This is a genomic window from Klebsiella sp. BIGb0138 (assembly GCF_004342285.1).
Taxonomy (GTDB): Bacteria; Pseudomonadota; Gammaproteobacteria; order Enterobacterales; family Enterobacteriaceae; genus Klebsiella.
In genome coordinates this window covers 119,696-133,523 of the sequence record NZ_SMCV01000008.1, presented here as the reverse complement: position 1 = coordinate 133,523, position 13,828 = coordinate 119,696, and the positions used below count along the sequence as shown (strand labels likewise).

Sequence of the window (13,828 nt, the reverse complement as noted above, 5' to 3'; positions counted from 1 at the left end):
GGCCGGAGCCGCACCGCGATTTGTCTTCCCCCCGTAGGGCGCGAGCGGGTGGCCCGGTTAAGCGTTGCGCTATCCGGGCCGGTCGCTTATATGCCCAGCATTTTGCACGCTTCCCGCGTGACGTTATCCATCTCATCCAATAGTTCCAGAAGCTCTGGCTCCAGCTCCTCGGCGGCGGTCCCGTTCCGCAACTGGCTCTCGAGGGTTTGACACAGCTTCTTCAGCCGCGGAACGCCGCTGTAGCTGCAGCTTCCGTGGAGCTTATGAATCAAATCCACCAGACCTTCTGGCTCTTCGCCAACCAGCTGTTCTTCCACTTTATTGCGCACTTCCGGCATAAAGGCGATCAGCATCTGCAGCATCTCCCGCGCCAGATCCGGCTTCATCGCGGCCTGCCGCAGCGCCAGCTGCCAGTTGAGGGTGACGTTGTGGTCAATCGGCGGCTCGACAGGCTCCGGAGCGCGCGGAGGGGCGGCATGCATTCCCGGTTGATAGCGCAACAGCAGGCTGTGCAGCTTATCTTCTTCGATAGGCTTCGCCAGATAATCGTTCATTCCGGCATTCATCAGCTTCTCTTTTTGCCCGTCAAAGGCGTGAGCGGTGACGGCGATAACCGGGGTTTGCTGGTGGTGAGGAAGATGACGAATCAGCTCGCAGGCGCGAATACCGTCCATGTCCGGCATCTGAATATCCATCAGAATCAAATCCAGCTGCATCTCTTTGGCCTGCTCGACGGCGCGCTGGCCGCTATCGCACAGCGTGACGTGCTGCACCAGATCTTCGAGCAGCACGCCGATAAGCTTCAGGTTCGCCGGGTTATCATCAACCGCCATCACCGTCATCGGCAGCTTATTGCTGTCGGAGTGGGGCAGCATCACCGGCGTTCTGATGCGGCAGGAGGCCGTTAGCGCCGGGAGCAAACGCGTGGCGGTCAGCGGCTTGAGCAGGCAGGCGGCAACGCCGTCTCGCTTCAGCGCTTCGGCATTAATTTGCGCATGGCAGGGGAGCGCCAGCAGTAAATGGTCGGCCATGGCGCAGGCTTTCACCAGCTTGTCTTTTTGCTGGTTAAGGTCGCGCATCGAAACCGGGATCCCGACCAGCAGGATATCGTAATGCGCCTCCGGCAGCGCGGAAAACGTCGGGCTGTAGACCACCTCCAGCGGCGTGGTAGCCAGCAGTTCCATGGTGCACTGCGCCGCCGTGGCATTGGCTTCGATATAGGCCAGCGTTTTGCCCGCCAGGCAGTGGGTCAACGGACTCTCCGGAATGGCGTTGGGATTGAGATCGAGGCTGATATGGAACCAGAAGGTGGAGCCGCGATTCGGCTGGCTGTGGAAAGAGATGTCGCCGCCCATCTCCTTCACCAAGCGCTGGGTAATCACCAGACCCAGCCCGGTACCGCCATGACGCCGGGAAATGCTGGCATCGGCCTGGCGGAAAGCCTGGAACAGACGCGACTGATCGCGCTCGGGAATCCCGATCCCGGTGTCGTGAATTTGCACCTCGATCTGCACGCTGGTGTTGCTGAGGGCACGCTGTTCGACCAGCACATCGATATTGCCGTGCTCGGTAAACTTGATGGCATTCCCCACCAGATTGGTGATGATCTGCTGCAGGCGCAGCGGGTCGCCGATAATATTATCCGGCACATCGTTTTTGATATTCAGCGTCAGTTCCAGCCCCTTGTCATGCGCCGAATGCGCCAGCAGGGTGACGACTTCATCGAGCGCATTACGCAGCAGGAACGGGATGCTTTCCAGAATCAGTTTACCGGCCTCCAGCTTGGAGAAGTCCAGCACGTCGTTGATGATCGCGAGCAGGTTGTTCGCGGAACGCTCGATGGTGGTCAGGTGATCGCGCTGGGTGGCGTTTAAATCGGTTTTCAGCGTCAGGCGCGTAAAGCCAATGACGCCGTTGAGCGGGGTTCGCAGCTCGTGCGACATGTTGGCGAGGAATTCGGATTTGATACGCGCCGCTTCCTGGGCGCGCTTTTTCGCCAGGTCCAGCTCAACGTTCTGAATCTCCATCTGCTCGAGCGTTTCGCGCAGATCGGATGTCGCCTGATCGATGTTGTGCTGCATCTCTTCGTGATAGGCCGCCAGCGACATCGCCATTGAGTTGATACCATTTTTCAGCATATCCAGCTCGCCGAGCATAAACCCTTCGACGCGGCTATCCAGCTGCCCGCGGCGAATGCGGTCAACGGTATTCACCATATTGCGGATGGGGCCGGTCACATCGCGCATCAATCGCCAGCCGAAAATCAGCGCAATGCCGATACAGAACAGCATCATGACGCTGGAGATAAAGATCTCTTTGTACTGCTGCAGGCGCACCGATTTGAGATCCAGCTCGAGAGCCACATAGCCCAGCATATTGCCCGGCATTTTGGCATCGGTCACCGCTGATTCGTCGGGGGAATAGCTCTCCGAGACGATCGGGGTGCGCAGAATCATCACATCCCCTTTGCGCACCGCGCTGAGCTGGCGGGGAAATGGCGCCCCTTTATCCAGACGGAGCTCGCTGGGGTTGAGCTGAAAGTTGGAGGTGACGAACAGACGATTGTGCGAGTCGTAGATCGAAATTGCGCGCACAATATCGGAATGACGGCGATGGAGTACGCTAATCAGCTGGCCGATGGACTCGCGGTTTTGCAAATTCATGCCATATTCACTGGAGACCGCCAGCGGTTCAATAATACTGGCTCCGGCGTCTTCCAACTGACGCTGCAGATCGTGATAGCGATGCGCGACGAAGAAAATACTGAGCAGCAAACCGATGAGTACGGTCGGCGCCAGAATAAGAATCATCATGCGAGCACGTAGGCTGTAGTTGGTCATGCGGTTCCATTATGGGAGAATATACGCTTCATCCTTCAAGTGCCTCTGCGTGGCGGCTGCAGTGACCGGCTGAGAATAAGTCGCCGGGGATGTCCGCCTGCCGCCGGACGCATCTTGAATGGACTCGTGTATAGAGTCAGTTTATTTGATTGAGACAAATCTCTACGATGGCGCAATTCTACTCTGCAAAACGGCGTGTGACGACGCGCCAGATCATAACCGTTACCGTCAATGACCTTGATCCCTTTGGTCAGGGCGTTGCTCGTCACCAGGGAAAAGCGCTTTTCATTAGCGGCCTATTGCCGCAGGAACAGGCTGAGGTTGTCCTGGTTGAAGACAAAAAACAGTACGCCAGGGCCCAGGTCAAACGCCGTCTTAGTGACAATCCACAACGCCAGACGCCGCGCTGCCCGCATTTTGGCGTCTGCGGCGGGTGCCAGCAGCAGCATGCCAGTATCGCGCTCCAGCAGCAAAGTAAACGCGCCGCGCTCGCCCGGCTGATGAAGCGTGATGTCGACGATATTATAGCCGCTTCGCCGTGGGGATATCGCCGCCGTGCGCGTCTGAGCTTGAATTATCAGCCAAAGACCCAACAATTACAGATGGGCTTTCGCAAGGCGAACGCCAGCGACATTGTTGATGTCGGGCAATGCCCTGTTTTGGCGCCCGCTCTTGGTGCGTTGCTGCCGGCGGTGCGCGAGTGTCTGAGCGGACTGAAAGCGCTGCGCCAACTGGGGCATGTCGAGCTGGTGCTGGCGGATAACGGCCCGCTGATGGTTCTGCGCCATACCGCCGCCTTACCCGTCGGCGATAAAGAAAAACTGGAACGATTTTCGCAATCTCACGGTCTTGCTCTGTATCTGGCGCCGCAAAGCGAGATACTGGAACATATTAGTGGCCAGGCGCCATGGTATACGTCAGACGGGCTACGCTTACTGTTTAGTCCGCGCGACTTTATCCAGGTTAACGATGGCGTTAATCAGCTAATGGTGCGCACGGCGCTGGAGTGGCTGGATATTCAGCCGCGGGACCGGGTGCTGGATTTGTTCTGCGGCATGGGTAATTTTACCCTGCCGCTGGCAAAACGCGCCGCGAACGTCGTGGGCGTGGAAGGCGTACCGGCGCTGGTGGCGAAGGGGCGGGAAAATGCCGCGCTCAATCAGTTGCACAACGTGACATTCTTTCATGAAAATCTGGAGGAAGATGTCACCCGGCAGGCCTGGGCGAAGCACGGTTTTGATAAGATATTACTCGACCCGGCGCGAGCCGGGGCGCCAGGCGTGATGCCGCAGATTATAAAATTAGCCCCGCGGCGCGTGGTCTACGTTTCCTGTAATCCGGCGACGCTGGCGCGCGATAGCGAACTGCTGCTACAGGCAGGGTATAAGATTCAACGCCTGGCCATGCTGGATATGTTCCCGCATACCGGGCATCTGGAATCAATGGTGTTGTTTGAGCACAGAGATACATAGCATCGTTCAGGTTACGCCGGGGCTGCCAACACCTGGCGTCTTGCAGGATGAAGTGTAAACGTTGAGGCTTGCCGACTTCGGCAGGCCGGGTCCCTTAAGGAGAGGACAATGGTTGCGGTAAGAAGTGCACATCTTAATAAAGCTGGTGAATTTGACCCGAAGAAATGGATCGCGAGTCTGGGAATTTCCAGCCAGCAGTCGTGTGAGCGCTTAACCGAGACCTGGGACTATTGTCGCGAGAAAACGCAGGGACATCCGCAAGCGGATCTGCTGCTATGGCGCGGCGTGGAGATGGTCGAAATCCTCTCCACGTTAAGTATGGATATCGATACGCTGCGGGCTGCGATGCTGTTCCCGCTGGCGGACGGCAACGTCGTCAGCGAAGAGGTGATGCAGGAGAGCGTTGGCAAATCCGTGGTGACGCTGATTCACGGCGTGCGCGACATGGCGGCCATTCGCCAGCTGAAAGCCACCCACACCGACTCCGTCTCCTCTGAACAGGTCGACAATATTCGCCGTATGCTGCTCGCGATGGTCGACGATTTCCGCTGCGTGGTCATCAAGCTCGCCGAACGAATTGCCCATCTGCGGGAAGTGAAAGATGAGCCGGAAGACGAACGCGTGCTGGCGGCAAAAGAGTGTACCAATATCTATGCGCCGTTGGCCAACCGCTTAGGCATCGGTCAACTGAAGTGGGAGCTTGAAGATTACTGCTTCCGCTACCTGCATCCTGACGAATACAAGCGCATTGCCAAACTGCTGCACGAGCGCCGTATCGATCGTGAACATTACATTGAAGAGTTCGTTGGCCATTTGCGTTCGGAAATGAAAACCGAAGGGGTGAAGGCCGAAGTCTACGGGCGGCCGAAGCACATCTACAGTATCTGGCGAAAAATGCAGAAAAAACATCTCACCTTTGATGAGCTGTTTGACGTGCGCGCGGTGCGAATTGTCGCCGAACGTCTTCAGGACTGCTACGCCGCGCTGGGGATTGTACACACTCACTATCGCCACCTGCCGGATGAGTTCGATGATTACGTGGCGAACCCGAAACCTAACGGCTACCAGTCGATTCATACCGTGGTGCTGGGGCCGAGCGGTAAAACGGTCGAGATTCAAATCCGTACCCGGCAGATGCATGAAGATGCCGAGCTGGGCGTTGCCGCGCACTGGAAGTACAAAGAGGGCGCCGGAGCGGGCACGGGCGGCGGTCGCGGCTATGAAGATCGCATCGCCTGGCTGCGTAAGCTGATCGCCTGGCAGGAAGAGATGGCGGATTCTGGCGAAATGCTCGATGAAGTGCGCAGCCAGGTCTTTGATGATCGGGTGTACGTCTTTACGCCGAAAGGCGACGTGGTGGATTTACCCGCCGGCTCGACGCCGCTCGACTTCGCCTACCATATCCATAGCGATGTCGGCCACCGCTGCATTGGCGCCAAAATCAGCGGGCGCATTGTCCCGTTTACCTATCAGCTGCAAATGGGCGATCAGATTGAAATCATTACCCAGAAGCAGCCCAATCCGAGCCGTGACTGGCTGAACCCGAACCTTGGCTACGTCACCACCAGCCGCGGGCGCTCCAAAATTCATGCCTGGTTCCGCAAGCAGGATCGCGACAAGAATATTCTCGCCGGGCGGCAGATCCTCGACGATGAACTTGAGCACCTGGGCATCAGCATCAAGGATGCAGAAAAGCACCTGCTGCCGCGCTACAACTTCAACGAGCTGGACGAGCTGCTGGCGGCCATCGGCGGCGGCGATATTCGCCTTAACCAGATGGTCAACTTCCTGCAATCGCAGTTCAATAAGCCAAGCGCAGAGGAACAGGACGCGGCGGCGCTGAAACAGCTGCAGCAGAAGAGCTGGGCGCCGCAGAATCGCAGCAAAGATAATGGCCGGGTGGTCGTCGAGGGTGTCGGTAACCTGATGCACCATATCGCCCGCTGCTGTCAGCCGATCCCAGGCGATGAGATCGTCGGTTTTATCACCCAGGGGCGCGGGATCTCCGTGCATCGGGCGGACTGTGACCAGCTGGCGGAGCTGCAGTCGCACGCGCCGGAGCGCATCGTGGATGCGGTCTGGGGCGAAAGTTACTCCGCGGGCTACTCGCTGGTGGTGCGCGTTGTCGCCAACGATCGCAGCGGCCTGCTGCGCGATATCACCACCATCCTCGCCAACGAGAAGGTGAACGTGCTGGGCGTTGCCAGCCGCAGCGATACCAAACAGCAGCTGGCGACCATCGATATGAACATTGAAATCTACAACCTGCAGGTGCTGGGCCGCGTGCTCGGCAAGCTGAATCAGGTGCCGGATGTCATTGACGCCCGACGCCTGCACGGCGGGTAATGGTTTATCCCTCCCTCCACCGCCCTCTCCCCGCCGGGGAGAGGGAAAGCGCGCTATGTTCTCCTGCGTTTGCGCCGGAGAAGCGAAAAAGACCAACATTTTGCAAGGAATCACCATGACTCAAATCGACCGCCTGCTCGGTATTATGCAACGTCTGCGTGACCCGGAAAACGGCTGTCCGTGGGATAAAGAGCAGACCTTCGCCACCATCGCCCCCTATACCCTCGAAGAAACTTACGAAGTCCTGGATGCCATCGCGCGTGAGGATTTTGACGATCTGCGCGGCGAGCTGGGCGACCTGCTGTTCCAGGTGGTGTTCTATGCCCAGATGGCGCAGGAAGAAGGGCGTTTTGCCTTTGACGACGTGTGTGCCGCCATCAGCGACAAGCTGGAGCGCCGCCATCCGCATATCTTCGGCGAGGCGACCGCCGGCAACAGCGCAGAGGCGCTGGCGCGCTGGGAGCAGATAAAAAGCGCCGAGCGGGCGGAAAAGGCGCAGCACTCCGCGCTGGATGATATTCCGCACACTCTGCCGGCGCTGATGCGCGCGCATAAAATTCAGCGGCGCTGTTCGACTGTGGGCTTCGACTGGACATCTCTGGGCCCGGTGCTGGATAAAGTGCATGAAGAGATCGATGAGGTCATGCACGAGGCGCAGCAGGCGGTAGTCGATGAGGCTAAACTGGAGGAGGAAGTCGGCGATCTGCTGTTCGCGACGGTGAATTTATCCCGCCATTTAGGGGTGAAAGCCGAGGTTGCGCTGCAAAAAGCCAACCTGAAATTCGAGCGGCGTTTCCGCGAAGTGGAGCGGATTGTGGCCTCGCGGGGCCTGGAAATGACCGGTATTGACCTCGCTGCCATGGAAGAAGTGTGGCAGGAAGTAAAACGCCAGGAAACTGATCTCTAACGAAATTTTGCGATCAAGCGCAATTTGTGTGATTTTTTAAATGACAAGCGTTTGATTTGCGTCAAAAACATTTACCCAAAAGGGGCTATTTTCTCACTCCTTATGTTTGTCATGACCTGGAAAGGAGACGGAGAATGAAAGTTTGTGGCGCTCGTCGTGTTCGGGTATACTACTTTCCCGTCCTGGTTATTCCATCGTTTCACCCTAACTTCTCAGGTTCAGCATGACAACGAACTATATTTTTGTGACCGGCGGGGTCGTATCCTCTCTGGGTAAAGGCATTGCCGCAGCTTCCCTCGCAGCTATTCTTGAAGCCCGTGGGCTTAACGTGACCATGATGAAACTGGATCCGTACATCAACGTCGATCCAGGGACCATGAGCCCAATCCAACACGGGGAAGTGTTCGTTACTGAAGACGGCGCTGAAACCGATCTGGACCTGGGTCACTACGAGCGTTTCATCCGCACCAAAATGAGCCGCCGCAACAACTTCACGACGGGCCGTATCTACTCCGACGTACTGCGTAAAGAGCGTCGCGGTGATTATCTGGGCGCAACCGTACAGGTTATTCCGCACATCACCAACGCGATTAAAGAGCGCGTGCTGGCCGGTGGCGAAGGTCACGACGTGGTGCTGGTTGAAATCGGCGGTACCGTCGGTGATATCGAATCCCTGCCGTTCCTCGAAGCTATCCGCCAGATGGCGGTAGAAATCGGTCGCGAACATGCTCTGTTTATGCATTTGACCCTGGTGCCGTACATGGCGGCAGCCGGTGAAGTCAAAACCAAACCGACTCAGCACTCCGTTAAAGAGCTGCTTTCCATCGGTATCCAGCCAGACATCCTGATCTGCCGTTCCGATCGTGCGGTACCGGCGAACGAACGTGCGAAAATTGCATTGTTCTGCAACGTTCCGGAAAAGGCTGTTATTTCTCTGAAAGATGTCGATTCCATTTATAAAATTCCAGGCCTGTTGAAATCTCAGGGGCTGGACGATTATATTTGTAAACGATTCAGCTTAAACTGTCCGGAAGCAAACCTGGCCGAATGGGAGCAGGTGATTTACGAAGAAGCCAATCCGGCAGGCGAAGTCACTATCGGTATGGTCGGCAAGTACATTGAACTGCCGGACGCCTATAAATCGGTGATTGAAGCGCTGAAACACGGTGGTCTGAAAAACCGCGTGACCGTTAACATCAAGCTGATTGATTCGCAGGATGTGGAAACGCGCGGCGTCGAAATTCTGAAGAATCTGGACGCTATCCTGATCCCTGGCGGCTTCGGCTACCGCGGCGTTGAAGGTAAGATTGCCACGGCGCGCTATGCACGTGAAAACAATATTCCATACCTGGGGATTTGTCTGGGTATGCAGGTTGCGCTGATTGAGTTCGCGCGCAACGTCGCGGGGATGGAAAACGCCAACTCCACGGAATTTGTGCCAGACTGTAAGTACCCGGTAGTGGCGCTCATTACCGAATGGCGTGATGAAGAAGGCAACGTTGAAGTGCGTTCCGAGAAGAGCGATCTCGGCGGCACCATGCGCCTTGGCGCGCAGCAGTGCCAGCTGGATGACGAAAGCCTGGTCCGCCAGCTGTACGGCGAACCGACAATTACTGAACGTCACCGTCACCGTTACGAAGTCAACAATATGTTGTTGAAACAGATTGAAAATGCGGGCCTGCGTGTTGCGGGCCGTTCCGGGGATGATCAGTTGGTCGAGATCATCGAAGTGCCGAACCACCCGTGGTTTGTCGCTTGTCAGTTCCATCCGGAGTTTACTTCAACGCCACGTGATGGCCACCCGCTGTTTGCCGGTTTTGTTAAAGCGGCCAGCGAGTATCAAAAGCGTCAGGCGAAGTAAAATGAGTTAGAACGGCAATGCACCCATTTGGGTGCATTGTTTGTCTGGAGTTTTAGTTTAACTTGTACTGAGGAAAACCTAATGTCCAAAATCGTTAAAGTCATCGGTCGTGAAATCATCGACTCCCGTGGTAACCCGACTGTTGAAGCCGAAGTACACCTGGAAGGTGGTTTCGTTGGTATGGCAGCAGCTCCGTCAGGTGCTTCTACGGGTTCCCGCGAAGCGCTGGAACTGCGCGATGGTGACAAATCCCGTTTCATGGGTAAAGGCGTACTGAAAGCTGTTGCTGCGGTTAACGGCCCGATCGCTCAGGCAATCATTGGCAAAGACGCCAAAGATCAGGCTGGCATCGATAAGATCATGATCGACCTGGACGGTACTGAAAACAAATCTAACTTCGGTGCGAACGCCATCCTCGCCGTGTCTCTGGCTAACGCCAAAGCCGCTGCTGCTTCCAAAGGCCAGCCGCTGTACGAACACATCGCTGAGCTGAACGGCACCCCGGGCAAATACTCCATGCCGGTTCCGATGATGAACATCATCAACGGCGGTGAGCACGCTGACAACAACGTCGACATCCAGGAATTTATGATTCAGCCGGTTGGCGCTAAATCCCTGAAAGAAGCCGTACGTATGGGTTCTGAAGTGTTCCACAACCTGGCTAAAGTGCTGAAAGCGAAAGGTATGAACACGGCTGTGGGCGACGAAGGCGGCTACGCGCCGAACCTGGGTTCCAACGCTGAAGCGCTGGCGGTTATCGCGGAAGCGGTTAAAGCTGCAGGCTACGAGCTGGGTACCGACATCACTCTGGCGATGGACTGCGCAGCGTCTGAATTCTACAAAGACGGTAAATACGTTCTGGCCGGCGAAGGCAACAAAGCGTTCACCTCTGAAGAGTTCACTCACTTCCTGGAAGACCTGACCAAACAGTACCCGATCGTTTCTATCGAAGACGGTCTGGACGAGTCTGACTGGGACGGTTTCGCATACCAGACTAAAGTTCTGGGCGACAAAATCCAGCTGGTTGGTGACGATCTGTTCGTAACCAACACCAAGATCCTGAAAGAAGGTATCGAGAAAGGCATCGTTAACTCCATCCTGATCAAATTCAACCAGATCGGTTCTCTGACCGAAACTCTGGCTGCGATCAAAATGGCGAAAGACGCTGGCTACACTGCCGTTATCTCTCACCGTTCTGGCGAAACTGAAGACGCGACCATCGCTGACCTGGCCGTTGGTACCGCTGCAGGCCAGATCAAAACCGGTTCTATGAGCCGTTCTGACCGCGTTGCTAAATACAACCAGCTGATTCGTATCGAAGAAGCGCTGGGCGAAAAAGCACCGTACAACGGTCGTAAAGAGATCAAAGGTCAGGCATAAGCCCGTCCTAATCTGATATGCAAATGCCAGTCTGCGGACTGGCATTTTTTTTATCGCTCTTCCGGCGATTATTTAAAATCGACCGCCATCTGTTGGGGAATAGACAGCCCGCGGGTGGTCTGCACACAGCGATCGATGTAGTCGGTAAAGCGCGGAGGTTTCGGCATCCCCATGCTAAGCAGCTTAGCGTTGCTGAACCGTACGTTAAGCGTGGCAAAGGCGCCATACAGACGCATTGCTTTGAGCATCAGGCGTTCGTTGCAGGGACCAAAGATATCCTTCAGTTCACGGCGCATCTTCACCAGCGTCTCATAGCTCACCTGCGCATACTTATCGCCGACCGGAACCTGCTGCAGCGCGGAAGCCATCGCGCTATCAATCTCGGCAAATTTTACGCTGCTCTCTTCTCCCGCCGAAATATGGACCACTTCACCCTGAGCGAGCCGGTTGTCGAGCAGCAGCATCAGCGCATCGGCGCAGTAGTCGACAGGAATCACATCGATTCTGTCCTCCATCGAACACATGAATTTCTGCAACATGAGCCCCATACTGAAGACCCAGAAAATGCTGCTGGAAGGCTGGCAGCCGTGATGAGTATGGCCCACGACGATAGAAGGGCGGGCAATCGTCAGCGGTAGCGTCGGGCAGGTTTGCTGCATCCGCTGTTCTATGGTTGATTTGGAATGGGTGTACTCGACAAGATGTTCGGCGCGTTCACGGAATTCGGCGTTTTCCGCCACCAGAGAGTCGGGTGCCGGCGAGCATGACATAGCGGTGCCAACGTGCAGGAAGCGTTGCAGCCCGGCAACCTGGGACATGCGCTGGGCAAACTGCAAGGTGCCTTCGACGTTCACTTTCCAGATCAGCGGATTATTGCCGAAGGAGGCGACGGCGGCGCAGTTGAGCACGTGGGTGACCTGCTCCAGACGCGGATCGGCGAGGAAGCCTGCCGGGTTCGCCAAATCACCCGCGAGAATATGACGGGGGGCCAGCATCGCCAGTTTCTCCTCGCAGACATTGAACTTACGCATATTTTCTTTGACCCGGGCCAGAGCCGCTTCATCGTTATCGGCACGCACCAAAAGCAGCAGATTAATCCCATTCCTCTGGTTCAGGATATTCTCTAAAACCGCTCCCCCCAGAAATCCGGTAACGCCTGTAATTAATAATGTATTCATGAATGCAGTCTCATCATGGTTGGTCGGCGGGATTTTAGGCGGAGAAAACTAAACGGTGAGTCAATAGAAAATGGCGCTGGAAAAGGCTTTCTTAAGGCTGAATTAAGGTAACGAACGGGCGTGGATAGCATTGGACATCAGCGAGTTGCCGAAGATTCTGTTTTTCATGTTTCCATTTGTACAGCGATGATTTTTATTATTATTTTAATATCCTTTCCCTCTTTTTAACCTTTGCGAAAAGGTAATAATTAACATATCTGGTTACAACAATGGAATACGTTGCTGAACTCCGAGCGGACCCGATAATAAGCGAGGGAGTTTATTACCTGGCTGACGAATAATAAGCAACGGCGTTGTGAAAATAAGTCCAGGGGCCCGGGATTTTATCGCTGGATGGGCTATAAATAACAGCAGGGCTGACGGCACAACGGACCCCGGACAATCGCAGCTGCGGACAAGACCTCAACCCGCAAATCTGCGATAATGATCGTTTCGAACCTGAACAGAGATGATTATGCAGTACCCGATTAACGAGATGTTCCAGACCTTGCAAGGCGAGGGTTACTTCACCGGCGTGCCTGCCATTTTTATTCGTCTGCAGGGATGCCCGGTTGGTTGCGCCTGGTGCGATACCAAACATACCTGGGACAAACTTGCCGATCGGGAAGTGTCGCTGTTTAGCATTCTGGCGAAAACCAAAGAGAGTGATAAATGGGGCCCGGCCAGCGGAGAAGATCTGCTGGCGATCGTTGGACGCCAGGACTGGACCGCGCGTCATGTGGTCATCACCGGCGGCGAGCCCTGCATTCATGATTTAACCCCGCTGACCGCACTGTTTGAGCAGAACGGCTTTAGCTGCCAGATTGAAACCAGCGGCACTCATGAAGTGCGCTGTACCCCGAATACCTGGGTGACGGTATCGCCGAAGGTGAATATGCGCGGCGGCTATGACGTGCTGTCGCAGGCCTTGCAGCGGGCGGATGAAATCAAACATCCGGTCGGACGCGTGCGTGATATCGAAGCGCTGGATGAACTGCTGGCAACGCTGAGCGATGAAAAATCGCGGATTATTGCCTTGCAGCCGATCAGCCAGAAAGACGACGCGACGCGCCTGTGCATTGAGACCTGTATCGCCCGTAACTGGCGGCTATCGATGCAGACGCATAAATATCTCAATATCGCCTGATGACAAAGGCCCGGTCGCGCGATGCGGACCGGGCCTTTCTGTTCTGCTGGCCGGGTAAACGGCGACGTTTTACTCGCCGCGATAGACGCAACCCGCCGTGCAGGTCTCTTTAATCATCACCGCGCTCAGCAGCGGTACCAGAGGTTTCATCTGTTCCCAAATCCACTTCGCCAGCACTTCGCTGGTTGGGTTTTCCAGACCGGGAATATCATTCAGGTAGTAGTGATCCAGACGGTCGTAGGTCGGCTTAAATGCGGCCTTCAGCTCGGCAAAATCCATGATCCAACCCGTATGGGGATCGACTTCACCGGTAATCTCCAGACGCACCATAAAAGAGTGACCGTGCAGACGACCGCACTTATGACCTTCCGGTACGTGAGGCAGGCGATGGGCGGCTTCGAAGGTGAAATCTTTAAACAGGGTGGTGGACATCTTTTACTCTCAATAAGACAAAAAACCGCCGTAGGGTACCGGAAAGCGCCTTTTTTATCATTAACTAAAACGGCCCTGAACGGAAAATAGACGCTTGCACCGCGCCGTATCATAATAATTCTTTATCTTTCATGTGTTTAATTAATCGTTTTTGTTGTTAATAACTATAACTAAAACAGGTTAGTCCATTTGGTTATTTGTTATTTCCATCCCTTCTTTAATTGTT

9 protein-coding genes are annotated in these 13,828 nt (G+C 55.4%); 6 read left to right on the top strand and 3 right to left on the bottom strand.

The genetic code is table 11. The features are described from left to right. Positions 1-86: 86 nt before the first annotated feature. Positions 87-2,840 (bottom strand): two-component sensor histidine kinase BarA, encoded by a 2,754-nt coding sequence (gene barA / locus EDF73_RS18210; protein ID WP_132730467.1) that lies wholly within the window; start codon positions 2,838-2,840, stop codon positions 87-89. Between the two features lie 167 nt (positions 2,841-3,007). On the opposite strand from barA, the gene rlmD reads away from it, so the two are divergent. From rlmD to eno, 5 genes are all read left to right on the top strand, one after another. Next, positions 3,008-4,312, top strand: a complete 1,305-nt coding sequence (gene rlmD, locus EDF73_RS18205) for a 23S rRNA (uracil(1939)-C(5))-methyltransferase RlmD (protein ID WP_132730466.1) — start codon at positions 3,008-3,010, stop codon at positions 4,310-4,312. 108 nt (positions 4,313-4,420) lie between these two features. Beyond that, entirely contained in the window at positions 4,421-6,658 is a 2,238-nt protein-coding gene (relA, locus tag EDF73_RS18200; RefSeq protein WP_132730465.1) for a GTP diphosphokinase, read from the top strand. A 115-nt stretch (positions 6,659-6,773) separates the two neighbouring features. Beyond that, the gene (gene mazG, locus EDF73_RS18195) at positions 6,774-7,565 is read left to right on the top strand and encodes a nucleoside triphosphate pyrophosphohydrolase (protein WP_132730464.1); all 792 of its coding nucleotides are present in this window, start codon (positions 6,774-6,776) and stop codon (positions 7,563-7,565) included. Positions 7,566-7,788: 223 nt separating this feature from the next. Further along, positions 7,789-9,426, top strand: coding sequence for a CTP synthase (glutamine hydrolyzing) (gene pyrG / locus EDF73_RS18190; RefSeq protein WP_132730463.1), 1,638 nt, complete (start codon positions 7,789-7,791; stop codon positions 9,424-9,426). An 81-nt stretch (positions 9,427-9,507) separates the two neighbouring features. Further along, positions 9,508-10,806: a phosphopyruvate hydratase gene (gene eno / locus EDF73_RS18185; RefSeq protein WP_132730462.1), complete on the top strand. Its 1,299-nt coding sequence runs from the start codon at positions 9,508-9,510 to the stop codon at positions 10,804-10,806. A gap of 68 nt (positions 10,807-10,874) precedes the next feature. Here eno and EDF73_RS18180 read toward each other — a convergent pair whose 3' ends face one another. Then, complete coding sequence (locus tag EDF73_RS18180) at positions 10,875-11,984, bottom strand: SDR family oxidoreductase (protein ID WP_132730461.1); 1,110 nt, start codon at positions 11,982-11,984, stop codon at positions 10,875-10,877. A 514-nt stretch (positions 11,985-12,498) separates the two neighbouring features. Here EDF73_RS18180 and queE point away from each other — a divergent pair. Next, on the top strand, positions 12,499-13,170 hold the full coding sequence (gene queE / locus EDF73_RS18175) for a 7-carboxy-7-deazaguanine synthase QueE (RefSeq protein WP_132730460.1): 672 nt from the start codon (positions 12,499-12,501) through the stop codon (positions 13,168-13,170). Between the two features lie 69 nt (positions 13,171-13,239). Here queE and queD read toward each other — a convergent pair whose 3' ends face one another. Beyond that, positions 13,240-13,602 carry a 6-carboxytetrahydropterin synthase QueD gene (queD, locus tag EDF73_RS18170; RefSeq protein ID WP_132730459.1) on the bottom strand — a complete coding sequence of 121 codons (363 nt, stop codon included), beginning with the start codon at positions 13,600-13,602 and terminating at the stop codon, positions 13,240-13,242. Positions 13,603-13,828 lie beyond the last annotated feature (226 nt).

Excerpts from the sequence above, each read along its gene's own strand:
- barA (WP_132730467.1), bottom strand. The coding sequence starts at position 2,840 with ATGACCAACTACAGCCTACGTGCTCGCATGATGATTCTTATTCTGGCG.
- rlmD (WP_132730466.1), top strand. The coding sequence starts at position 3,008 with ATGGCGCAATTCTACTCTGCAAAACGGCGTGTGACGACGCGCCAGATC.
- relA (WP_132730465.1), top strand. The coding sequence starts at position 4,421 with ATGGTTGCGGTAAGAAGTGCACATCTTAATAAAGCTGGTGAATTTGAC.
- mazG (WP_132730464.1), top strand. The coding sequence starts at position 6,774 with ATGACTCAAATCGACCGCCTGCTCGGTATTATGCAACGTCTGCGTGAC.
- pyrG (WP_132730463.1), top strand. The coding sequence starts at position 7,789 with ATGACAACGAACTATATTTTTGTGACCGGCGGGGTCGTATCCTCTCTG.
- eno (WP_132730462.1), top strand. The coding sequence starts at position 9,508 with ATGTCCAAAATCGTTAAAGTCATCGGTCGTGAAATCATCGACTCCCGT.
- EDF73_RS18180 (WP_132730461.1), bottom strand. The coding sequence starts at position 11,984 with ATGAATACATTATTAATTACAGGCGTTACCGGATTTCTGGGGGGAGCG.
- queE (WP_132730460.1), top strand. The coding sequence starts at position 12,499 with ATGCAGTACCCGATTAACGAGATGTTCCAGACCTTGCAAGGCGAGGGT.
- queD (WP_132730459.1), bottom strand. The coding sequence starts at position 13,602 with ATGTCCACCACCCTGTTTAAAGATTTCACCTTCGAAGCCGCCCATCGC.